Below are 22,622 nucleotides of genomic sequence, written 5' to 3'. Positions count from 1 at the left end.
TGTCGGTTGCGACGATAGCGCAGCCTCAAGCGTTGCGAAAGCGGCTCAGATCCGGGCGGCCGGTTCCAGCTCCGCCTGCTCGGCGCACGAGCAGATCCGGGCGTTGAGCAGGTGGACGCCGGCCAGGGCCAGGCCGCCCAGGCTGGTCAGGGCGGCTTCGGCCCAGTCGGCCATCGGCACGAAGGCGCCGGCCGCCATCAGCGACAGGCCGGCGACCGCCAGGGCCACCATGCCGGGCCGCTTCCAATTGCCCGAGCGCGCCAGGGCGAAGACCGAGACCGGCGCGGCCATGGCCAGGAACAGCGGGTGCAGCCACTCGGCATGCGACAGGTTCGCGGCCAGCGGCAACAGGGCGGCCATGGCCGGCAGGGCCAGGCAGTGCACCAGGCACAGGCCCGAAAGGCCGATCGCGGCGCTGTCGAGACCCCGTTGCAGGTGGTTGTGGCGAGCCATGCGGTACTCCGGGTGCGAACGGTCGAGGCGACTTAGATGTTATTACATAACACCAGGTCAAGGGCGGGGCGGCTAATTTTGTCCATAGCGACGTTACGCCTCGCCCCGACTTGCACCTTCTGAACGACGCGATCGTTCAAGCCCGCGACCGGCGCCATCGGCGAGTCTCGCCGCCACGCAACACCGCCGGAGACCGCCATGTCGGACGCCCGTTTTTCCCGCGCCAACGGCGCGCCCGTCCATGACAACGTCAATATCGAGACCGCCGGCCCGCGCGGTCCGGCCCTGCTGCAGGACATCTGGCTGCTGGAGAAGCTGGCCCATTTCGACCGCGAGGTGATCCCCGAGCGGCGCATGCACGCCAAGGGCTCGGGCGCCTATGGGACCTTCACGGTCACCGGCGACATCTCCCGCTTCACCAAGGCCAGGCTGTTTGCGGAGGTGGGCAAGGAAACGCCGGTGTTCCTGCGCTTTTCCACCGTGGCCGGCGAGCGCGGGGCGGCCGACGCCGAGCGCGACATCCGCGGCTTCGCCGTGAAGTTCTACACCGAGGACGGCAACTGGGACCTCGTCGGCAACAACACCCCGGTGTTCTTCTTCCGCGACCCGCTGCGCTTCCCCGACCTCAACCACGCGGTCAAGCGCGACCCGCGCACGGGCATGCGCAGCGCCCAGAACAACTGGGACTTCTGGACCCTGCTGCCCGAGGCCCTGCACCAGGTGACGATCGTGATGAGCGACCGGGGCCTACCGCGCGGCTATCGCCACATGCACGGCTTTGGCAGCCACACCTTCAGCTTCATCGACGCGGCCAACGAGCGGGTATGGGTGAAGTTCCACTTCCGCAGCCAGCAGCCGATCGAGAACCTGACCGACGGCGAGGCCGAGGTCCTGGTCGGCAAGGACCGCGAGAGCAGCCAGCGCGACCTCTTCGAGGCCATCGAGCGCGGCGAGTTCCCGCGCTGGACGCTGTACGTCCAGATCATGACCGACGCGCAGGCCAAGGCCTTCCGCTTCAACCCGTTCGACCTGACCAAGGTCTGGCCCAAGGGCGAGTTCCCGCTGATCGAGGCCGGGGTGCTGGAACTGAACCGCAATCCCCAGAACGTCTTCGCCGAGGTCGAGCAGGCCGCCTTCACGCCGGCCAACATCGTGCCCGGCATCGGCTTCTCGCCTGACAAGATGCTGCAGGCGCGCCTCTTCTCGTACGGCGACGCCCAGCGCTATCGCCTGGGCGTGAACCACGTGCACATCCCGGTGAACGCGCCCAAGTGCCCCTATCACAGCTACCACCGCGACGGGGCGATGCGGGTCGACGGCAATCTCGGCGCCACCCCGGCCTACTGGCCCAACAGCCGCGGCGAATGGATCGACCATCCGCACATGGCCGAGCCGCCGCTGGCCATCGAGGGCGCCGCCGCCCACTGGGACCACCGCGTCGACGACGACCACTACCAGCAGCCGGGCGACCTCTTCCGGCTGATGGACGCGGGCCAGCAGCAGGCCCTGTTCGACAACACCGCCCGCTCGCTGGGCGGCGCCAGCGCCGACATCCAGCAGCGGCACATCGCCAACTGCACCAAGGCCGATCCGGCCTACGGCGCGGGCGTGGCCGAGGCCCTCTCGCGCCTGGCCCCGCCCCAGGTCGCGGCGGCCGAGTAGCGCCCAAGAAAAATCCCGGCGACCTCGCGGTCGCCGGGATCATCTGTTTTCGGAAGCTGTCGAAGGACGATCAGTCCTTGGCGCGTTCCTGATAGCTGTTGTCTTCGGTCAGGATGATCACGCGGGTGCCCACGGTGATGTAGGGCGGCACGGTCGTCTTGACGCCATTGCTGAGCACGGCCGGCTTGTACGACGACGAAGCGGTCTGGCCCTTCACCGACGGTTCGGTCTCGACGATCTCGAGGACCACGGTGCGCGGCAGTTCGATGGCGATCGGCACGTCGTTGTGGGTCGACAGCTGGACCGTCATGTTTTCTTGCAGATAGGGCGCGGCGTCACCGATCACGTCCTCGGTGGCCACGAGCTGGTCGTAGCTTTCCGGGTTCATGAAGTGGAAGCCCTCGCCGTCCTGGTACAGGAAGGTGTGGTTGCGCTGGTCGACGAAGGCGCGCTCGACCTGCTCGGTGGTGCGGTAGCGTTCCGACACCTTAACGCCGTCGCTGATGCGGCGCATGTTGAGCTGGGTCACCGGGGTGCCCTTGCCGGGGTGGATGTTGTCGACGGTCAGGACGACATAGAGCTTGCCTTCCATGTCGACGACGGCGCCCTTGCGGAGCGAGCTGGCGGCTACCTTCACGTGAGAGTCCTTGAAGATCGGGCGACGGCGCGTTGACCGCGCGCGCGTATATTGCAGATGAATCCGTGTGCCCCTCTATAGCGAACGGGGCTAGATCGCCAGCCCTTCCGTCGTTTCGAGCCGCCGAGAACCAAAGTGTCAGCCCCCTCTCCTTCTCCCTGGTGGAGCCCCGGCAAGCACCAGGACCGTCGTCCATTCCTGCTGGCCCGTAATCGGATCACCGCGGCGGTGCGGAGCTGGTTCGCAAGTCGCGACTTCCTGGAGATCGACGCGGCCTGCCTTCAGGTCTCGCCCGGCAACGAGGCGCACCTTCACGCCTTCTCGACGGAAGCGATCAGCCTGACGGGCCAGCGCGCGCCGCTGCACCTGCACACCTCCCCCGAGTTCGCCTGCAAGAAGCTGCTGGCCGCGGGCGAGCAGCGGATCTTCAGCCTAGGCAAGGTGTGGCGCAATCGCGAGCGCGGGCCGCTGCACCATCCGGAGTTCACCATGCTGGAGTGGTACCGGGTCGGCGAGCCGTACGAGACCCTGATGGACGACTGCGCCGCCCTGCTGGCCGTGGCGGCGAAGACGGCGGGGACGACGCTGTTCACCTTCCGGGGCCTGGACTGCGATCCCTTCGCCGCACCCGAGCGCTTGACGGTGGCCGACGCCTTCATGCGCCACGCCGGCATCGACCTGCTGGCCAGCCTGGGCGAAGGCGGCCAGACCGACCGCGACGCCCTGGCGGCCTCGGCGAGCGCGGCCGGGATCCGGGTCTCGGCCGACGACACCTGGGCCGACGTGTTTAGCCGGGTGATCGTCGAGAAGGTCGAGCCCAACCTCGGGATCGGCCGCCCCACGGTGCTATGCGAGTACCCCACGGCCGAGGCCGCCCTGGCGCGTCCCAAGCCGGGCGATCCGCGCGTGGCCGAGCGCTTCGAGCTCTATGCCTGCGGCGTGGAACTGGCCAACGCTTTTGGCGAACTCACCGACGCGGCCGAGCAGCGCCGCCGCTTCATCGCCGAGATGGACGAGAAGCAGCGCGTCTACGGCGAGCGCTATCCCATCGATGACGACTTCCTGGCGGCGCTGGAGCACATGCCGGCCGCCGCAGGCTCGGCCCTGGGCTTCGACCGCCTGGTGCTGCTGGCCACGGGCGCGCGGCGCATCGACGAGGTGCTGTGGGTTCCGGTGGCGGAGGTCTGAGCGCCCCTTCCCTCTCCCGTCATTCCCGCCCTTGTGGCGGGAAACCCTGGCTCCGCTTCTACGTGAGATGCAAGCGGCGTGCTGAACACGCCGCCACTCCTGCCCTTGCGGCTGACAGAGGGGTTCCCGCCACAAGGGCGGGAATGACGGGATAATAGGGGAGCGTGATCGACAGATCGTCGTTCTCCTGCGCTAGTTTCCCCAAAGGAAACATATCCAGGGAGGACGCCATGAAGATCGTCACCAGCCTGAGCTTCCAGGGCGAGTGCCGCCAGGCCTTCGACTTCTACGCCGAGGTGCTGGGCGGCAAGGTCACCGCCGCCTTTCCGTTCGGCGAAGGCCCCGCCGACATGCCGGTCGACGCGAAATACAAGGACTGGCTGATGCACGCCTGGCTCGACGTCGGCGACCAGTCGCTGATGGGGGCCGACATGCCGCCCGAGTTCGCCCCCAATATCGACAAGCCCAAGAACGGCTTCGACGTCACCTTCCACACCGAGGACGCGGCCGAGGCCAAGCGGGTGTTCGACGCGCTGTCCGAAGGCGGCAAGGTCGGCATGCCCTTCGCCCCCACCTTCTGGTCGCCCGGCTACGGCAGCCTGACCGACAAATTCGGCATTCCGTGGATGGTCAACACGATCCCCGGCGCGGACTGGGCGCCGGGGCAGTAAGGTCAGCGCCCCCTGAAATTCGTCATCCCGGAAAGCCCGCAGGGCTTATCCGGGACCCAGGGGACTGGGCGAAGCATCGGGTTCACCTCCGGGCGGCCGCCCGCGCATTGCGGCTGCCCCTGGGTCCCGGCTCTCCGCGCTGCGCGCTACGGCCGGGATGACGATGGTGGGGATAGACGCCTACGCCTCGCGCCCCACCTCGGCCAGCAACCAGTCGCGCACCTTGAGGATCCGCGCCAGGCGGGGCGCGTCGGCGCGCCAGACGACGTGGTGGCCGGTCTCGACCTCGACCTCGCCGGCGAAGGGCCGCACCAGCCGGCCGTCGCGCAGGTCGCGCTCGGAGAGCCCCTCGCGGGCCAGGGCGACGCCGATCCCCTGGGCGGCGGCGTCGAGCATCACCGAGGTGTCGTCGAAGGCGATGCCGGTGATCATCGCCGGCGGCTCCAGGCCCATGCCCCGGAACCAGACGGCCCAGTGGACGCCGGTGTGGCGCAGCAGCGGCACGGTCAGGAGGTCGGCCGGACCGCTCATCGGGTGCCGCTCCAGAAAGCCCGGCGAGCAGACCGGAAACAGCCGCTCGCCCAGCAGCGGGATCGACTCCAGCCCCTCCCAGGGGCCGCGCCCGAAGCGCAGGGCAATGTCGACGCCGTCGGTGCGCAGGTCGGCCTTGCGGTCCTCGATGCGCAGTTGCAGGTCGGCCTCGCCGGTGTCGGCGGCCAGGCGGGCCAGGCGCGTCACCAGCCAGCGGCTGGCGAAGGCCGAGGTGGCGCTGACCACCAGCGGCCCCGCCAGGGTCTGACGCGCGGTCTGCACGCCGGCCTTGAGGATCGCCAGCGCCTCGGCCACGTGCTCGGCCAGCCGCCGGGCGGTGGGCGTGGGAACCATGTCGTTGCCCTCGCGCCGGAACAGGACCGCGCCCAGCTCTTCCTCCAGCTTGCGGATCTGCTGGCTGACGGCGCCGTGGGTGACGTGCAGTTCGTCGGCGGCGCGGCTGTAGCCGCGATGACGATAGGCCGCCTCCAGGGCGACCAGGGAGCCGAAGGGCGGAAGCCGCACGCGCGTCTCACTTGTTAGCCAGACTCACAACTTGGCGCAGAAGGCATCGTTCGTAAAGCAGACCGGGATTTGAGATCGTCTTCCTGCGGCCACCCTCCCCCTTCGACCGCATCTAACAGGAATGAGACGATGAAACTGCTGCTCGCCGGCGGCGCCCTGGCGCTCGCCCTGATGGGCGCGCTCGACCGCGCCCCCTCCTCGCCGTTCAGTCCCGAGCCCTGGCCCGGCAGCGTGCCGGTGCATAGTCCGCGATAGGGCCCTTCTCTTCCCGTCATTCCCGCCCTTGTGGCGGGAACCTCTCTGTCAGCCGCAGGTGCAGTTGGGGCGGATCGCCAGCGATCCGCTTGCGCTCACATGCGAGCGGAACCAGGGGTTCCCGCCACAAGGGCGGGAATGACGGGAGAAAAAGGGGATCGTAGCGTTCCCCACACCCAGATTTGCCAACCACGCCCGTTCGGCGCATATCCCGCAGCGATCATGATCGCCGCCAAGAAGACCCTTCGCAGCGCCAGCGCCCTGGCCGACGCCGGCCTCGTCGCCGCCGACCGCCTGCCGGCGCTGGAGCGCGTGGCCGCCCAGTACGCGGTGGCCATCACGCCCGACATGGCGCAGCTGATCGACGAGACCGACCCGTTCGATCCGATCGCGCGCCAGTTCGTGGCCGACGAAGCCGAGCTGACGACCCTGCCCGCCGAGTCCGAAGACCCGATCGGCGACTTCGCCCACAGCCCGGTCGAGGGGATCGTCCACCGCTATCCCGACCGCGTGCTGCTGAAGCCCACCCACACCTGCGCGGTCTATTGCCGGTTCTGCTTCCGGCGCGAGATGGTCGGCCCCGAGGGGCTGAAGACCCTGTCGCCGGCCGAGCTGGACGCGGCCTTCGCCTATATCGCCGCCCGCCCGCAGATCTGGGAGGTGATCGTCACCGGCGGCGACCCGCTTGTGCTGTCGCCGCGCCGCATCGCCGACCTGATGGACCGGCTGGAGGCGATCGAGCACGTCAAGGTCGTGCGCTTCCACACCCGCATCCCGTCCGTCGATCCGGCGGCGATCACGCCCGAAATGGTGGCGGCGCTGAAGCGCGGCTCCAAGGCGGTCTATGTCGCCCTGCACGCCAACCACGCCCGCGAGCTGACCCCCGCCGCCCGCGCCGCCTGCGCGCGCCTGGTCGACGCCGGCGTGCCGATGATCGGCCAGACCGTGCTGCTCAAAGGCGTCAACGACGATCCGGAAAGCCTGGGCGCGCTGATGCGGGCGCTCGTCGAGACGCGGGTGAAGCCCTACTACCTGCACCAGGGGGATCTCGCCCCCGGCACCAGCCACCTGCGCACCACCGTCGAGGAAGGCCAGGCGCTGATGAAGGCCATCCGCGGCCGCTATTCGGGCCTGTGCCAGCCGACCTACGTGCTCGACATCCCCGACGGCCACGGCAAGGTTCCGATCGGTCCCAACTATCTGGACGCCGGCGCGGTGGAAGACCCGCGCGGCCAGACCCACGCCTATCCCCCGAAAGTCGACTGACGCCATGGCCTGGACCCGCACCTACGACGAGGCCGAGCCTCAGCGCGTCAACAAGTGGCTGGCCCAGAGCGGGGTCTGCTCGCGCCGCGAGGCCGAGGCCCTGATCGGCCAGGGTCTGGTGACCATCGACGGCGAAGTCGTCGAGGACGCCGGCCGCAAGATCCAGCCCGGCCAGACCCTGGTGCTGAACGACGGCGCGACCGCCAAGCTGGGCGCGGCGATGACGGTGATGATCCACAAGCCCGTCGGCATCGTCTCGTCCCAGCCCGAGGGCGAGCAGATCCCGGCCGTGCGCCTGCTGACCAAGGCCGCCCAGTTCGGCCAGCCCGGCCCCGTACCCAGCCGCGACAGCAAGCTGGCCCCGGTCGGGCGCCTGGACATGGACTCGCGCGGCCTCTTGATCCTTTCGGAGGACGGCGTGGTGGCGAAAGCCGTGATCGGCCCGGAATCGACGCTGGAGAAAGAGTACCGCGTCCGGGTGCGCGGCGAGCTGACCCGCGAGAAGATCGACTGGCTGCGCCACGGCCTGGAGCTGGACGGCCGCAAGCTCAAGCGCGCCATCGTCGACCGCCTCGGCCAGGAGACCCTGCGCTTCGTGCTGACAGAGGGCCGCAACCGCCAGATCCGCCGCATGTGCGACCTCGTGGAGCTGGACGTCATCGACCTGTTCCGCCATCGCGTCGGCCCGATCGAACTGGGCGACCTGCCCGAAGGCCGCTGGCGCCCGCTGACGCCCGCCGAGCGCGAGGCGCTGATCCGAGGGTAGTGCCCTCCGCCCCCTCCCCGCCCGTCATTCCCGCCCTTGTGGCGGGAACCTCTGGTTCCGCTCGCACGTGAAGCGCAAGCGGCGTGCTTGGCACGCCGCCCCATCCGCCGTTGCGGCTGACGGAGGGGTTCCCGCCACGAGGGCGGGAATGACGGAAGTTGGGAGACGAGCGCGAGGCCTTCGCCCAACTCCCGCCACGGCGTGTTGCAAGTTCGCCGAAAGCCGTTTCAAAGCCGCAACATCGTCGCGACGTGACGTTGTTAGCCAGTCGATCCCAATACACTGGAGATCGACATGAAAGTCGTCGTCACCGCGCTCGCCCTTGGCGCCCTCGCCCTGTCCACCCCCGTCCTGGCCCTCCCCCTTCAGAATGGGGGCCACGACCGCCACGACACGCCGGCGCCGCGTCACGAGCAGGCCAAGCCGGGCAAGGAAACCAAGCAACAGCGCCACGTGCGCGCCTGCAAGGCCAAGTACCGCAGCTACGACGTCAAGCGCGACGCGTACCGCGGCCAGGGCGGCCGATGGATCAAATGCCGTCTCTAGCAGTTTAGCTTGAGCGTCGGGTCGCCAGGGTCGGCGACCCGACTTTTCGTGCATCGCTTAGCTTCCGCCGTGGTCCACCGGGACGACGGCGTCTTCGACCATCTTCGCCGCCGCATCGTCCGCGCCCAGAGGCCGTCCATGACCGAACCCCGCCCGTCCCTCGCCGTCCGCAAGCCCAGCCGCCGGGCCCGGATCATCGGCGGCGCCGTCGCCCTGGCCGCCCTGGCGGGCGTCGGCGTCCTGGCCTGGACGCTGCTGAACGGCGGCGGCGGCGGCGGTGGCGGCGACATGGGTCCGGGCGGGCCGGGCGGCCCTGGTGGTCCCGGCGGCGGCGGCGGTCGTCGCGGTCCGGCCAGCACCGTGGCGGTGGCCACGGCGACCAAGACCGACCTGCCGGTGGTGATCGAGGCCCTCGGCACCGTCACCCCCGCCGCCACGGTCACCGTCAAGCCGCAGGTCTCGGGCGTCATCACCCAGGTGCTGTTCCGCGAGGGGCAGATGGTCCAGGCCGGCCAGACCCTGGTGCAGATCGACCAGCGGCAATTCCAGATGGCGCTGATGGAGGCGCAGGGGAATCTCACCCGCGACGAGGCCCAGCTGGCCGTCGCCCGCCTGACCCTCAAGCGCTACCAGACCCTGCTGGAGCAGGACTCCATCGCCCGCCAGGAGGTCGACACCCAGGCCGCCACCGTCAAGCAGCTGGAAGGCACGGTGATGGCTGACCGTGCGGCAGTCGGCACGGCCCGGCTGAACGTCGGTTTCTCGCGCATCACCGCTCCGGTCAGCGGCCGCGTGGGCCTGCGCGTCGTGGACGTCGGCAACTACGTCGCCTCGGGTGACGCCAGCGGGGTTGCGGTGATCACCACCCTGTCGCCGATCGACGTGGAGTTCACCGTCCCGCAGGACGACGTGCCGCGCATCTCGCAGCGCGTGTTCGGCGGCGCGACCCTGCCGGTCACGGTGCTGGACCGCACCCGCACCAACACCCTGGACCAGGGCACGTTCTCGACGCTGGACAACCTCGTGGACACCGGCACCGGCACGGTGAAGGGCAAGGCCCGCTTCCCCAACACCGGCGGCAAGCTGTTCCCCAGCCAGTTCGTCAATGTCCGCATCCAGCTGGACACCCTCAAGGACGCCGTGGTCGTGCCGGCCACCGCCGTGCGCCAGGGCTCGGACGGCGCCTTCGTCTGGAAACTGAAGTCCGACCAGACCGTCACCAAGACCAAGGTCACGACCGGCCAGTCGACCACCGCCCAGGTGGCGATCACGCAAGGGCTCGCCGTCGGCGACAAGGTCATCACCGAGGGCGGCGACCGCCTGACCGAGGGCGGCAAGGTGCAGCTGCCGGGCCAGGCGGCCCAGCGCCAGGGCGCGGGCAAGGGCGAGCGTGGAAAACGTCCTGAAGGCGGTGAAGGCGGCGAACGTCGTCGGCGTCCGGAATAGTCGGACGCCCAGCCGATGAACCCCTCGCGCCCCTTCATCCAGCGGCCGGTCGCCACGGCCCTGTTCATGGCGGCCATCGTGCTGGCCGGCCTGGTCGGCTTTAGGCTGCTGCCGCTGTCGGCCCTGCCGCAGGTCGACTACCCCACCATCCAGGTCCAGACGCTCTATCCGGGCGCCAGCCCCGAGGTGATGAGCCAGACCGTCACCGCCCCGCTGGAACGCCAGCTGGGCGAGATGTCGGGCCTTGCGCGCATGAGCTCGGTCAGCACGGCCGGGGCCAGCGTCATCACCCTGCAGTTCAACCTGGGTGAAACCCTCGACGTCGCCGAGCAGGAAGTGCAGGCGGCGATGAACGCGGCCAACTCGCTGCTGCCGGCCGACCTGCCCGCCCCGCCGGTCTACGCCAAGGTCAATCCGGCCGACGCGCCGGTGCTGACCCTGGCCATCACCTCCGACACCCTGCCGCTGACCGAGGTCCAGAACCTCGTCAACACCCGCCTGGCCCAGAAGATCAGCCAGGTCTCGGGCGTGGGCCTGGTGTCCCTCAGCGGCGGCCAGAAGCCGGCCATCCGCATCCAGGCCGACACCCAGGCCATGGCCTCCTACGGCCTGACGCTGGCCGAGCTGCAGAGCGCCATCGACAACTCGAACGCCAACAGCGCCAAGGGCAGCTTCGACGGCCCCACCCGCACCTACACGATCAACGCCAACGACCAGCTCCTGACGGTCGACGACTATCTGAACCTGATCGTCACCTACAAGAACGAGGCCCCGATCCGCATCCGCGACGTGGCCAGCGTCGTGCAGAGCGCCGAGAACACCCGCCTGGGCGCCTGGGCCGGCAAGACCCCGGCGATCATCGTCAACGTCCAGCGCCAGCCGGGCGCCAACGTCATCAAGACCGTCGACGCCATCAAGGCCAAGCTGCCCGAGCTGCAGGCCGGCCTGCCGGCGACGCTGAAGGTCGAGGTGCTGGCCGACCGCACCACCGGCATCCGCGCCTCGGTGCACCACGTCGAGCTGGAGCTGATCCTGGCCGTGGTGATGGTCGTGCTGGTGATCTTCTTCTTCCTGCACTCCATGCGCGCGACGATCATCGCAAGCCTGGCCGTGCCGATCTCGCTGATCGGCTCGTGCGGGGTGATGTACCTGCTGGGCTACAGCCTCAACAACCTCTCCCTGATGGCCCTAACCATCGCCACGGGCTTCGTCGTCGACGACGCCATCGTGATGATCGAGAACATCATCCGCCACATGGAGAAGGGCGACAAGCCGATGGAGGCGGCGCTGAAGGGCGCGCGAGAGATCGGCTTCACCATCATCTCGCTGACCATCTCGCTGATCGCGGTGCTGATCCCGCTGCTGTTCATGGGCGACGTGGTCGGGCGGCTGTTCCGCGAGTTCGCCGTCAGCCTGGCCATCACCATCCTGATCTCGGCCGTGGTGTCGCTGACCCTGACGCCGATGCTGTCGGCCCGCTGGCTCAAGAGCCACGAGGAGGACAAGCCCGGCCGCGTCGGCCGCAAGGCCCAGCAGGTCTTCGAGCGGATCGAGGCCCGCTACGAGACCGCCCTGGCCTGGGTCATGGCCCGCCAGAAGGCCACCCTGGTCGTCGCCGTCGCCACCCTGGTGCTGACCGGCGTGCTCTACATGGTCATCCCCAAGGGCCTGTTCCCGACCCAGGACACCGGGCAGTTGCAAGCCCGCACCGAGGTCGAGCAGTCGGTGTCGTACGCGCGCATGGCCGGCCTGCAGCAGCAGGCGGCCGCGGCGATCCTCGAGGACCCGGCCGTGGCCAGCGTGGCCTCGTTCATCGGCGTCGACGGGGCCAACAACAGCATGCTCCACACCGGCCAGATGCAGATCAACCTGAAGGGCGACCGCAAGGGCTCGCAGGAGAAGATCATGCAGCGGCTGCGCGAGCGCGTGGCCGCCGTGCCGGGGATCACCCTCTATCTCCAGCCGACCCAGGACCTGACCATCGACGCCGAAAGCGGCCCGACCCAGTACCGCCTGTCGCTGGAAGGCGCCGACACCGCCACCGTCAAGGAATGGGCCGGCAAGCTGGCCGAGAAGCTGGCCACGGTGAAGGCCGTCCGCAACATCTACAGCGACGCCTCGGCCACGGGCGCGGCGGCCTATGTCGACATCGACCGCGACACCGCGGCCCGGCTCTCGATCACCGCCTCCGACGTCGACGACGCCCTCTACAGCGCGTTTGGCCAGCGGATCGTCTCGACCATCTTCACCGAGACCAACCAGTACCGCGTGATCCTGGAGGCCAAGCCGGGCCTGCTGACCGATCCTTCGTCGCTGGGGAACCTGAACCTGCGCACCGGAGGCGGCTCGCCCACGCCACTGGCGGCCTTCTCGACCATCAAGGAGCAGCAGTCGCCGCTGCAGGTGACCCACGTGGCCCAGTTCCCGGCCACCACCATCGGCTTCGACACCGCGCCGGGCGTCTCGCTGGGCCACGCCGTCGACGAGATCCGCACGGCGATGACGGACATCGGCATGCCCTCGTCGGTGACCCACACCTTCCTGGGCGCGGCCGGGGCCTACGAGAACTCGCTGTCCAACCAGCTGTGGCTGATCCTGGCGGCCGTGGTCTGCGTCTACATCGTGCTGGGCGTGCTCTACGAGAGCTACATCCACCCGCTGACCATCCTGTCGACACTGCCCTCGGCGGGCGTTGGCGCGCTGCTGGCGCTGTGGCTGACCGGCCACGACCTGGGCGTGATCGGGATCATCGGCATCATCCTGCTGATCGGCATCGTCAAGAAGAACGCGATCATGATGATCGACTTCGCCATCGAGGCCGAGCGCAACGAGGGCAAGTCGCCGGAGGAGGCCATCTTCCAGGCCGCCATCCTGCGCTTCCGCCCGATCCTGATGACCACGCTGGCGGCCCTGTTCGCCGCCGTGCCGCTGATGCTGGGCTTTGGCGAAGGCGCCGAGCTGCGCCGCCCGCTGGGCATCGCCATCTTCGGCGGCCTGCTGGTCAGCCAGCTGCTGACCATGTTCACGACGCCCGTCGTCTATCTCGCCTTCGACCGCATCGCGCCGTCGGGCAGGAAGCGCCGCGACGAGGCGGATGAAGACCGCGTCGACCAGCCGCTGCCGGGGCTGCCGTCATGAACCTGTCGGCGCCCTTCATCCGCCGGCCGGTGGCCACGGTCCTCCTGACCATCGGCCTGGCTTTGGCCGGCATCTTCGCCTTCCTGGTGCTGCCGGTCTCGCCGCTGCCGCAGGTGGACTATCCGACCATCTCGGTGTCGGCCAGCCTGTCGGGGGCCAGCCCCGAGACCATGGCCTCCAGCGTCGCCACGCCCCTGGAGCGGCGCCTGGGCGTGATCTCCGGGGTCAACGAGATGACCTCGCAGAGCTCGTCGGGCTCGACCCGGGTGACCTTGCAGTTCGACCTCAACCGCAAGATCGACGGCGCCGCCCGCGAGGTGCAGGCGGCCATCAACGCCGCCCGCGCCGACCTGCCCGCCACGCTGCGCAGCAACCCGACCTACCGCAAGATGAACCCGTCGGACGCGCCGGTGATCATCCTGGCCCTGACCTCCGACACCAAGACCCCGGGCCAGATCTACGACGCGGTCTCCAACGTCGTGGCCCAGCGGATCTCGCAGGTGAAGGGCGTGGGCGACGTCGAGATCGGCGGCGGCTCGCTGCCGGCCGTGCGGATCTCGGTCAATCCGTTCCTGCTCAACAAATACGGCGTCAGCCTGGAGGACGTGCGCGCGGCCATCCAGTCGGCCAACGCCAACCGCCCCAAGGGCGCGGTCGAGGGCGACGGCAAGCGCTTCCAGATCTACACCTCCAGCAGCGGCCGCAAGGCGGCCGACTACGCCGGCCTGCTGGTCGCCTGGCGCGGCGAGGCGGGGGTCAAGCTGTCGGACGTGGCCAACGTCACCGACAGCGTCGCCGACACCCGCACCATCGGCCTGTTCAACGGCAAGCCGGCGATCATCGTGCTGATCACCCGCCAGCCCGGCGCCAACATCATCGAGACCGTCGACAGCGTGCGCGCCGCCCTGCCCGAACTGCGCGAACAGCTCCCCGCCGACATCAACGTGCAGGTGGCCAGCGACAGCACCAACTCGATCCGCGCCTCGCTGCACGAGATCGAGGTGACCCTGCTGATCTCGATCGTGCTGGTGGTGCTGGTAGTCAGCGCCTTCCTGCGCAGCGGCCGGGCGACCTTCATTCCGGCGGCGGCGACCATCGTCTCGCTGCTGGGCACCTTCGGGGTGATGTACCTGCTGGGCTTCTCGCTCAACAACCTGTCCCTGATGGCCATCACGGTCGCCACGGGGTTCGTCGTCGACGACGCCATCGTCGTGCTGGAGAACACCCAGCGCCACATCGAGGCGGGCATGGAGCGCTTCAAGGCCGCCACCCTGGGCGCGCGCGAGGTCGGCTTCACGGTGCTGTCGATCAGCGTCTCGCTGGTCGCCGTCTTCATCCCGCTGCTGTTCATGGGCGGCCAGGTGGGGCGCCTGTTCCGCGAGTTCGCCGTCACCCTGTCGGCGGCGGTGCTGATCTCGCTGGTCATCAGCCTGACGACCACGCCGATGATGTGCGCCTACCTGCTGAAGCCCCGCCCAGAGGGCCACAAGGAAGGCCGCATCGCCCGCTTCTTCGAGAAGATGTTCGACAAGGTCCAGGCGATCTATGCCCGCTCGCTGGACTGGGCGCTGCACGCCAAGCCGCTGGTGATGTTCATGCTGGCCGCCGTCATCGGCATGACGATCTGGCTCTATATCGCCGTGCCCAAGGGCTTCTTTCCCCAGCAGGACAACGGCCAGCTGATGGCCGGCATCCGCGCCGACCAGAGCGTCTCGTTCCAGACCATGGAGCAGAAGCTGCGGGCGGTGGTCGAGATCATCCGCAAGGACCCGGCCGTCGACACCGTGGTCGGCTTCACCGGCGGCGCCCGGGCCGGCGGCGGCTTCATGTTCGTCAACCTCAAGCCCATGGACGAGCGCAAGGAGAAGGGCAGCGCCGTGATCGCCCGCCTGCGGCCGCAGTTGCAGAAGGTGACCGGCGTCTCGATCTTCCTCAACCCGGTGCAGGACCTGCGCATGGGCGGGCGGTCGAGCAACTCGACCTACCAATACACCCTGACCAGCGACTCCAGCGACGCCCTCAAGGAATGGGCGCCGAAGCTGGCCGAGGCGATGAAGGCGCATTCCGACGTCATGACCGACGTCGACAGCGACCAGTCGGAGAACGGCGTCGAGACCTTCGTCACCATCGACCGCGACAGCGCCTCGCGCATGGGCGTCACGCCCCGGGCCGTCGACAACGCGCTCTACAACGCTTTTGGCCAGCGCCAGGTCGCGACGATCTACGAGGACGTCAACCAATACTCGGTGATCATGGAGTGGCAGCAGCAGTTCGCCCAGGGCCCCGAGGCGCTGAACGACGTCTACGTGCCGACCTCCGCCAGCGGCTCGACCACGACCTCGAGCAGCAGCGGGGCGGCGGTGAACCCGTCGCTGCGCGACGCCTCCACCGGCTCGGCCCTGAACACCACGGCCACGCCGATGACGCCGCTGACCGCCATCGCCAGCGTCGCCCAGAGCGCCACCCCCACCTCGGTCAACCACCAGAACGGCGAGCTGGCCACCACCGTGTCGTTCAACCTGCCGGACGGCGTGTCGCTGTCGCAGGCCCAGGCCGCCATCACCCAGGCCGAGGCCGACATCGGACTGCCGACCAGCGTGCGCGGCAGCTTCCAGGGCAGCGCCCGCAGCTACAACGAACAGATGAAGCAGCAGCCGTTCCTGATCGCGGCGGCCATCGTGGCGATCTACATCGTGCTGGGCATCCTCTACGAGAGCTACGTCCACCCGGTGACGGTGCTGTCGACCCTGCCCGCCGCCGGCGTCGGGGCGGTGCTGGCGCTCCTGCTGTTCGGCATGGAGTTCTCGATCATCGCCCTGATCGGGGTCTTCCTGCTGCTGGGCATCGTCAAGAAGAACGCCATCCTGATCATCGACTTCGCCCTGGAGGCCCAGCGCGGGCGAGGGCTGACGGCGATCGAGGCGGTGCGAGAAGCCAGTCTCCTGCGCTTCCGCCCGATCCTGATGACGACCCTGGCCGCCGCCCTGGGCGCCCTGCCCCTGGCCATCGGCTTCGGCGAAGGCGCCGAGCTGCGCCGGCCGCTGGGCATCACCATCATCGGCGGCCTGATCGCCAGCCAGCTGCTGACCCTCATCACCACCCCCGTGGTCTACGTCTATCTCGACCGCCTGCGCGGCAAGCGGCGCGACGAGCGCGACCTGACCCACATGCCCTCCGCGCCGGAGCTCGCCCGATGACCGCCCGCCTCCTGACCGCCCTGCCCCTCCTGGCTCCCCTGATGCTTGGCGTCGCGGCCTGCTCGACGACGCCGGCCTACGAGACGCCAAAGCTCGCCTCGCCGACGCCCGCGACCTGGAAGGCGATGGACGGCTGGAAGGCCGCCACGCCGTCCGATCATCTGGATCGCGGCGACTGGTGGACCCTGCTGGGCGACGCCCAACTGAACGCCCTGGCCGAGCGGGTGAAGGTGGACAACCAGACCATCGCCGCCGCCGAGGCCGCCTATCGCCAGGCCCGCGCCCTGGTGCGCGAGCAGCGCGCCTCGCTGTTCCCCAGCATCGACCTGTCGGCCTCGGGCACGCGCTCGGGCGGCGGCGGGACCAGCAGCGCGCCGGGCGCCGGCGGGGCCACCAGCTCGGGCGACACCAAGCGCTACAGCGCCAGCATCGGCGCCAGCTGGGAGCCCGACGTCTGGGGCCGCATCCGCGCCTCGATCGGCAATGCCAGCGCCAGCGCCCAGGCCAGCGCCGCCGACCTGGCGGCCGCCCAGCTGTCGGCCCAGGGCGAACTGGCGACCAACTATCTGGGCCTGCGCCAGAGCGACATCGAGATCGCCCTCGTTCAGGCGACGGTCGACGGCTACCAGCGCGCCCTGAAGATCACCCAGAACCGCTACGACGCCGGCATCGCCCCGCGCTCGGACGTGCTGCAGGCCCAGACCACCCTGGCCAACGCCCAGTCGAGCCTGGAGGGCCTGACCCAGACCCGCGCCACCTACGAAAACGCCATCGCCGTGCTGGTCGGCCAGCCGGCCAGCGGCTTCCGCATCGCCGCCGATCCGAACTGGACGGCCAGCGTGCCGGACATCCCGGCCGGCCTGCCCTCGACCCTGCTGGAGCGCCGTCCGGACGTCGCCGCCGCCGAGCGCCGCGTGGCCGCCGCCAACGCCCAGATCGGCGTGGCTCGCGCCGCCTATTTCCCGACCTTCACGCTGAGCGGCAGCGGCAATTCGACAGCCAGCGTGCTGGGCGACCTGTTCTCGGCCTCGGCCAACACCTGGTCGCTGGGGCTGTCGGCGGCCCAGACCCTGTTCGACGCCGGCGCCCGCAAGGCCCAGGTCGCCCAGGCCCGCGCCGCCTATGACGCCGCCGCCGCCGACTATCGCCAAACGGCGCTGACCGCCTTCCAGGACGTCGAGAACCAGCTGACGGCGGTGCGGGTGCTCGAGCGCCAGTACGCCCTCCTGGAAACCGCCTCCAAGGCCGCCGACCAGACCGAGCAGATGCTGCTGAACCAGTATCGCGCCGGCCAGGTGGCCTATACCGACGTCGTCACCGCCCAGGCCTCGGCCCTCTCGGCCCGCCGCGACCTGGCGTCGGCCCGCGTGTCGCGCCAGACGGCGGCCATGGCCCTGGTGCAGGCGATCGGCGGCGGGTGGACGGGGCTGTGAGGCCGTGCGTCCTTCGAGGCTCCCCTTCGGGTCGCACCTCAGGATGAGGACGCCATTGCACTGACCTCCTCATCCTGAGGCGCCCGCGCAGCGGGCCTCGAAGGACGCAGGGCCCTGCCCCCTACCCCGCCGAGGCTTCCATCGCCACGCGCAGCTTGCGGAGGGCGGCGGCAAGTTCGGCCTTGGCGCCGGCCAGCGCTCCGCCGTTGCGCATGGCCCGCCAGGCGTCGGCGGTGGCGCCGCGATTGATCTGCTCAGCCACCTGGCCGGCGATGCGGTGGAAGTCGCGATGGGCCTCCAGGCAGTGCAGGTGCAGGTGGCTGCCGGGCATGCGCCGGTGGCCCTCGCCGTGCAGCCACTGGCCGGCGGCGCAGGTCCGCTCGGCCCGGATGGCGGCGGCGTCGACGGTGCGCCCGGCGGCCATGGCGGCCTCCAGGTCCTCGCAGATGCGGTTGTGAAACGTCGTCTGTTCCAGGAAGTCCATCAGCACGCCCCACGCGCATAGCCAACAAAGCCGGGGCATGGCGGCTCTCGGTTTCGCCAGTGTTGCGGCAAGGTTGCGGTTTGAAGAAACCGCTCGCGCATCTGTTTTGGGAGCAGAGGGTCGCAGAACGGCCGGCGGTATCGCGACGCATCGCGCGGGAAACACGCACGCAACACCAGCCCGCATGATCGCGGTCAGGAGCACGTGCGCATGACCCGAACCGAAGACGACCTCCGCGAAGCCGCCGCCTGGCTGGAACGCCTGCGCTCGCCGCACGCCGGGCAAGGCGACCAGGAAGAGTTCGAGACCTGGGTGGCCCACCCCCGCCGCCGCGACGCCTTCGAGGCGATGCGCGCGGTCGACGCCGAGATCGCCAGTTGGGACCCGCCTTCGGCTTCGGCGTGGCGAGACCTCAAGGTGCTGGCCATTGGCGGCGCCGGCCTGGCGGCCGCGGCTCTTACGGCGGCGAGCCTGCTGGCGCACTAGGCGCCACCAAACCTCTCACCTCCCGTCATTCCCGCCACAAGGGCGGGAATGACGGGAGAAAGAGAGTGAGGCCCACAACGCGAAAAGGGCGCCGGTCCGCCAAGACCGGCGCCCTTCCTCGCCGCCGCCGGGGCTGACTGGGCGGCGAGCGCCGGGCGCGCAAAGGGGGAGAAGCGCGCCCGGGTTGGCTTCAGGCTTCGACTAGAAGCGCTTGCGGATGCCCACGTAGTAGGAGCGGCCGAGCACGTCGTAGTTCTGCGGGTCGTAGTTGCCCTCGGTGTCGCCCACCTGCGGCGGAGCCTTGTCCAGCAGGTTGTTGACACCGAAGCGCAGGGCGGTGTCCCAGGGCAGCTCGACGCGGCCGTTGAGGTCGAAGGCGTTGTAGGCCTTCACCCCGCGCGAGGTGCTGGTCGGGGTGACGACCTTGGCCGAGTTCTCCATGGCCTCGATCCAGCGCCAGCGCAGGCCCAGGCTCGCCGGACCCCAGGTGTAGGTGCCCGAGGTCACCGACTTCCACTTCGGGTGAGCCGTGCCGGCGGTGCTTTCCACGCCCGTGCCGATGGTGCCGACATAGTCGTAGACCGGCGCGCCCGGCAGGTTCTGGATCTTGAACTTGTCGGTGTAGCCCAGGGCCACGTTCAGCGAGAAGGAGCCCGGGATCATGTCCAGGGCGCTGTCGGCGAAGTCGAAGCTCCAGTCGACCTGCACGTCGACGCCAGTGGTCTGGAACTGGCCCAGGTTCAGCAGCGGCTGGACGGGGTTGGTCGGCACGCCGCTGGCCGAGTTACGGGTCAGCAGCGAGCAGTAGTAGTTGCTCGGGTCATAGGACGGGTTGGAGCCGCCCGAGTTGAAGCAGAACTGGAAGGCGTTGACGATCGACAGGCTGCCGATCGCGTCCTTGACCTTGATGTCGTACCAGTCGATCGAGGCCGTCAGGCGGCTGAGCAGCGGGTTCTCGAACGGCGAGCGCAGGACGGCGCCGAACGAATAGGTGTCGGCGGTTTCTTCCTGCAGGTCCGGATTGCCGCCGGTGAGGGCGAACACCTGGGCCGTGCCCAGCTGGTAGCTGTCGATGATCGCGGTCGGCACGCCCTGCGCCAGGCAGAGGCTGCGGACGGCCGCGGCGTTGGCGCCGGTCCGCCAGGACGAGCGGACGTCGCAGGGGTCGCCGTTGGTGGTGGTCGACGAGGCCGTGCCGATGGCCACCGAACCGGTCGAGACCGGGGCGTAGAGCTCGCCGACGCTCGGGGCGCGGATGGCGCGGTTGTAGCCGCCGCGCAGGCGGACGGGCTCGATGATCTTCCAGTCGAAGTCGGCCTTGTAGGTCTGCACCCCGCCCACCGAGCTGTAGTCGGAATAGCGGTAGCCGAGGTCGAGGTTGAACTCCTGCACCAAGGGCAGGTCCTTGACGATCGGCACCAGCAGTTCGCCGTAGACCTCGTAGGTGTCGACCGAGCCCGAGGCGTCGCGCAGCACGCTGTAGCCCAGGATGTCGCTGGTGCCGTCGGGCTGGTTCAGCTGGCTGTCGGGGGTGAAGGTGTATTCGTTCGAGCGATAGTCCGTACCGGCGGCGAACTTCACCGTGCCGGCCGGCAGGTCGAACAGCGAACCGGAGACGTTCACCTCGACCATGCGCTGCTCGAGGGTGTTCTGGTTCAGGGTCCGGCGCGACATGTAGCGGGCGCACTCGGCCGACGGCGTCAGGTTGCCGAAGGGGTTCCAGCCGCCGGCGCAGTATTCCGTGCCGCCGGTGGGGCTGTTGAGCAGGCGCGAGATGGCGCTGGCGCTGGCGCCGCCAGTCTGCTCGTTGTCGAACTTGGCGCGGCTGAACGAGACGTAGCCGTCCCAGGTCCAGTCCTTGAAGCCGGTCTCGCCCGACAGGCCGTTGGTGAACTGGAAGACGTCGTAGCTGTACTTCTGGATGCGCGGACCCAGGATATCGAGCGCCTTGTAGAAGGTGAAGGCGGCGTTCGGGGTCGGGCGCGAGGCCAGGATCGGACGGAAGTCGGTCGGGACGAACGGGTTGGAGACCGGAACGGTCAGGCCATAGACGTTCGAGGCCAGGGTCGGGTTGGAGACGCCCACCGAGGTGTAGTCGGTGAAGGTGAACTGCGAGAAGAACTTGATGCTGTCGGTCAGGTCGTAGTCGACCTTGGCGAACACGGCGTAGCGGTCGAGGTCCGACTGCATCGAGCTGCCGTTGTAGCCGAAGTTGACCTGCTGCGAGGTGCCGGCGGCGTTGGCGTTGACGATGTAGGCGTTGTCGGTCTGCGGGTCGCGGAAGTTCAGGACCGGCACGCCCGAGGTCGAGAACAGGGTCTGGTCGGTGTTGAAGCCGATCTGGCCGGTGTAGCGGCCGGCGGCGTTGCCGGTGAGCGCGGCGGTGCCGTAGCTGCCCTGGAACAGGCTGTTGATCGAGGCCAGGGTCGGCAGGTTGGCGCCGAACAGCACCGTGCCCTGAGGGATGGTCGACAGGCCCGGCGCCGAGGTGCGGAAGATGTAGTAGTCGCGGGCGCTCTGCAGGGCGCGGTCACGGTTGGTGTAGTCGAACGACAGCACCGCCCGGCCCTTGCCCTCGGCGAAGTCCGAGCCGCCGGTGATCGAGAAGCGGAACGATTCCGCGTCGCCCTTTTCCGAGATGCCGTACTGGGCGTCGGCGGTCAGGCCGTTGAAGCTGCGCTTGAGCTTGAAGTTGACGACGCCGGCGGTGGCGTCCGAGCCGTAGGCGGTGGAGGCGCCGCCGGTGATGACCTCGACGTTCTCGATCAGGGCTTCGGGGATGATGTTGAGGTCGACCGAACCATCGGGGTTGGACGGCTGCAGGCGGCGGCCGTCGAGCAGGATCAGGGTGCGCTTGGCGCCCAGGCCCCGGAGGCTGGCGTAGGACTGGCCGCCGTTCAGGCCCGTGCTGGTCGAGCCGGTGTTGCCCTGGCCGAACGAGCCGGTGAACTGCGGCATCTGCGACAGGGCCTTTTCGACCGTCACTTGGCCGGTGGCCTCGATGGCCGCGGCGCCGACCGTCTGGATCGGGCTGTTGGCCACATAGTCCTGGCGGGCGATGCGCGAGCCGGTGACGACCACGGCCTCGACGGCCTGGGGCTCTTCTGGAGCGGCGCCCTCCTGGGCGTGGGCGACGCCGAGCATCAGCGCGCCATACGCGCAGCCGCCGGCCATCATCCGCTTCAAGGTCCTCGATCGCATACTTGCATCCCCTTTGGATTTGGGTCGCGCCCCTCGCGCTTCCGATCCTCAAGACGCAGCCTGTTTCCGAACCCACACCTCCCAGACAACTTTTTGCCGCAGAGCCAAGTCACGGATTGGTAAGGGGAAAAATTTTTGCTTTCGGACGTGAGGAAACGCCGATGGCCTGCGTCTTGATAGATGCGGGCCGCTCATGTCGGCCTCTTGAACAGAGCTACGGGACCGCCATGCCGGACGTGATCCAGATCCCCGCCGAACATTTCGAGCGATTGAAGAGCCGCTTGCCCGCCATCACCCGCGAGCACCTCAACAACGTCTACGGCATTAGCGAGACGACCTGGACCAAGCTGCGCCGGGGCGAGCCGATCAAGCGGGTCACCTGGGAGCGACTGCTCAGCCGCTACGAGCGCCTGCAGAAGGCCGCCGCATCCTGACTTTCGCGCTTAGGCGCTCCTGACACCGCCGGGCCGGCCTCGCCGCGCCCGCTGTCGCCCCCTTTTCCCAAAATTCACGCGCTTCACGGACGCCTCGGCGGCGCCCGGCGCGTTCGCCGCGTGCGCAAAGGCTTCTTCATGAACAAACGCTTCGCCTATCTGATCGTCGGCGCGATGGTGCTGGGGGTGCTTGTCGGCTGGGGGTGCAACCAGTTCCTGGACGCCGAAGGGGCCAAGTCGGCCGCTTCGGGTCTGTCTCTGATCACCGACATCTTCCTGCGGCTGATCAAGATGATCATCGCG

The 22,622-nt window shown here is 69.0% G+C and carries 18 protein-coding genes and 1 pseudogene; 14 read left to right on the top strand and 5 right to left on the bottom strand.

Annotated elements, in window-relative coordinates; genetic code table 11:
- Positions 1–45 precede the first annotated feature (45 nt).
- On the bottom strand, positions 46–453 hold the full coding sequence (locus tag DDF62_RS15165; RefSeq protein ID WP_116489872.1) for a MerC domain-containing protein: 408 nt from the start codon (positions 451–453) through the stop codon (positions 46–48).
- A 198-nt stretch (positions 454–651) separates the two neighbouring features.
- Between DDF62_RS15165 and DDF62_RS15160 the strand changes: the two genes are divergently transcribed.
- Positions 652–2,115 (top strand): catalase, encoded by a 1,464-nt coding sequence (locus tag DDF62_RS15160; protein ID WP_116489871.1) that lies wholly within the window; start codon positions 652–654, stop codon positions 2,113–2,115.
- A 70-nt stretch (positions 2,116–2,185) separates the two neighbouring features.
- On the opposite strand, the gene efp is transcribed toward DDF62_RS15160, so the two are convergent.
- Positions 2,186–2,752, bottom strand: a complete 567-nt coding sequence (gene efp / locus DDF62_RS15155; RefSeq protein ID WP_101719796.1) for an elongation factor P — start codon at positions 2,750–2,752, stop codon at positions 2,186–2,188.
- Positions 2,753–2,887: 135 nt separating this feature from the next.
- Here efp and epmA point away from each other — a divergent pair, with 135 nt between their 5' ends.
- Both epmA and DDF62_RS15145 read left to right on the top strand, forming a co-directional pair.
- Positions 2,888–3,940, top strand: a complete 1,053-nt coding sequence (gene epmA / locus DDF62_RS15150; RefSeq protein WP_116489870.1) for an EF-P lysine aminoacylase EpmA — start codon at positions 2,888–2,890, stop codon at positions 3,938–3,940.
- Positions 3,941–4,170: 230 nt separating this feature from the next.
- A complete protein-coding gene (locus DDF62_RS15145; protein WP_116489869.1) occupies positions 4,171–4,611 on the top strand; it encodes a VOC family protein in 441 nt (146 codons plus the stop codon).
- Positions 4,612–4,791: 180 nt separating this feature from the next.
- Here DDF62_RS15145 and DDF62_RS15140 read toward each other — a convergent pair whose 3' ends face one another.
- Positions 4,792–5,667 (bottom strand): LysR substrate-binding domain-containing protein, encoded by an 876-nt coding sequence (locus tag DDF62_RS15140; RefSeq protein WP_116489868.1) that lies wholly within the window; start codon positions 5,665–5,667, stop codon positions 4,792–4,794.
- 129 nt (positions 5,668–5,796) lie between these two features.
- Here DDF62_RS15140 and DDF62_RS26495 point away from each other — a divergent pair, with 129 nt between their 5' ends.
- The 8 genes from DDF62_RS26495 (at position 5,797) to DDF62_RS15105 (ending at position 17,714) form a co-directional block, all read left to right on the top strand.
- Positions 5,797–5,922 carry a hypothetical protein gene (locus DDF62_RS26495; protein WP_279325507.1) on the top strand — a complete coding sequence of 42 codons (126 nt, stop codon included), beginning with the start codon at positions 5,797–5,799 and terminating at the stop codon, positions 5,920–5,922.
- A 222-nt stretch (positions 5,923–6,144) separates the two neighbouring features.
- On the top strand, positions 6,145–7,188 hold the full coding sequence (locus DDF62_RS15135) for a lysine-2,3-aminomutase-like protein (RefSeq protein ID WP_425267055.1): 1,044 nt from the start codon (positions 6,145–6,147) through the stop codon (positions 7,186–7,188).
- A 4-nt stretch (positions 7,189–7,192) separates the two neighbouring features.
- Positions 7,193–7,954 (top strand): pseudouridine synthase, encoded by a 762-nt coding sequence (locus DDF62_RS15130; RefSeq protein ID WP_116489867.1) that lies wholly within the window; start codon positions 7,193–7,195, stop codon positions 7,952–7,954.
- A 294-nt stretch (positions 7,955–8,248) separates the two neighbouring features.
- Positions 8,249–8,500 (top strand): BA14K family protein, encoded by a 252-nt coding sequence (locus DDF62_RS15125; protein WP_116489866.1) that lies wholly within the window; start codon positions 8,249–8,251, stop codon positions 8,498–8,500.
- A 138-nt stretch (positions 8,501–8,638) separates the two neighbouring features.
- Positions 8,639–9,946, top strand: coding sequence for an efflux RND transporter periplasmic adaptor subunit (locus DDF62_RS15120; protein WP_116489971.1), 1,308 nt, complete (start codon positions 8,639–8,641; stop codon positions 9,944–9,946).
- A 15-nt stretch (positions 9,947–9,961) separates the two neighbouring features.
- The gene (locus DDF62_RS15115) at positions 9,962–13,084 is read left to right on the top strand and encodes a multidrug efflux RND transporter permease subunit (RefSeq protein ID WP_116489865.1); all 3,123 of its coding nucleotides are present in this window, start codon (positions 9,962–9,964) and stop codon (positions 13,082–13,084) included.
- Positions 13,081–16,281: an efflux RND transporter permease subunit gene (locus DDF62_RS15110; RefSeq protein WP_116489864.1), complete on the top strand. Its 3,201-nt coding sequence runs from the start codon at positions 13,081–13,083 to the stop codon at positions 16,279–16,281. Before DDF62_RS15115 ends, DDF62_RS15110 begins: the two co-directional genes overlap by 4 nt.
- A complete protein-coding gene (locus DDF62_RS15105; protein WP_116489863.1) occupies positions 16,278–17,714 on the top strand; it encodes an efflux transporter outer membrane subunit in 1,437 nt (478 codons plus the stop codon). Before DDF62_RS15110 ends, DDF62_RS15105 begins: the two co-directional genes overlap by 4 nt.
- Positions 17,715–17,835: 121 nt before the next feature.
- Here the strand turns inward: DDF62_RS15105 and DDF62_RS15100 are convergent, their stop codons facing one another.
- Complete coding sequence (locus DDF62_RS15100) at positions 17,836–18,237, bottom strand: CZB domain-containing protein (RefSeq protein ID WP_133244933.1); 402 nt, start codon at positions 18,235–18,237, stop codon at positions 17,836–17,838.
- Positions 18,238–18,408: 171 nt separating this feature from the next.
- Between DDF62_RS15100 and DDF62_RS15095 the strand changes: the two genes are divergently transcribed.
- On the top strand, positions 18,409–18,684 hold the full coding sequence (locus DDF62_RS15095) for a FecR/PupR family sigma factor regulator (RefSeq protein ID WP_116489861.1): 276 nt from the start codon (positions 18,409–18,411) through the stop codon (positions 18,682–18,684).
- 201 nt (positions 18,685–18,885) lie between these two features.
- Here DDF62_RS15095 and DDF62_RS15090 read toward each other — a convergent pair whose 3' ends face one another.
- Positions 18,886–21,885, bottom strand: a complete 3,000-nt coding sequence (locus tag DDF62_RS15090; RefSeq protein ID WP_116489860.1) for a TonB-dependent receptor domain-containing protein — start codon at positions 21,883–21,885, stop codon at positions 18,886–18,888.
- 227 nt (positions 21,886–22,112) lie between these two features.
- Here DDF62_RS15090 and DDF62_RS15085 point away from each other — a divergent pair, with 227 nt between their 5' ends.
- The gene (locus tag DDF62_RS15085; protein WP_058346819.1) at positions 22,113–22,319 is read left to right on the top strand and encodes a hypothetical protein; all 207 of its coding nucleotides are present in this window, start codon (positions 22,113–22,115) and stop codon (positions 22,317–22,319) included.
- 138 nt (positions 22,320–22,457) lie between these two features.
- Positions 22,458–22,622: pseudogene (locus tag DDF62_RS15080) on the top strand (dicarboxylate/amino acid:cation symporter); the annotation flags it as partial.

This window comes from Caulobacter radicis (genome assembly GCF_003094615.1).
GTDB classification, from domain to species: domain Bacteria; phylum Pseudomonadota; class Alphaproteobacteria; order Caulobacterales; family Caulobacteraceae; genus Caulobacter; species Caulobacter radicis.
Note: the sequence above shows the minus strand (reverse complement) of the source record. Positions and strands in the feature narration are given on the sequence as shown.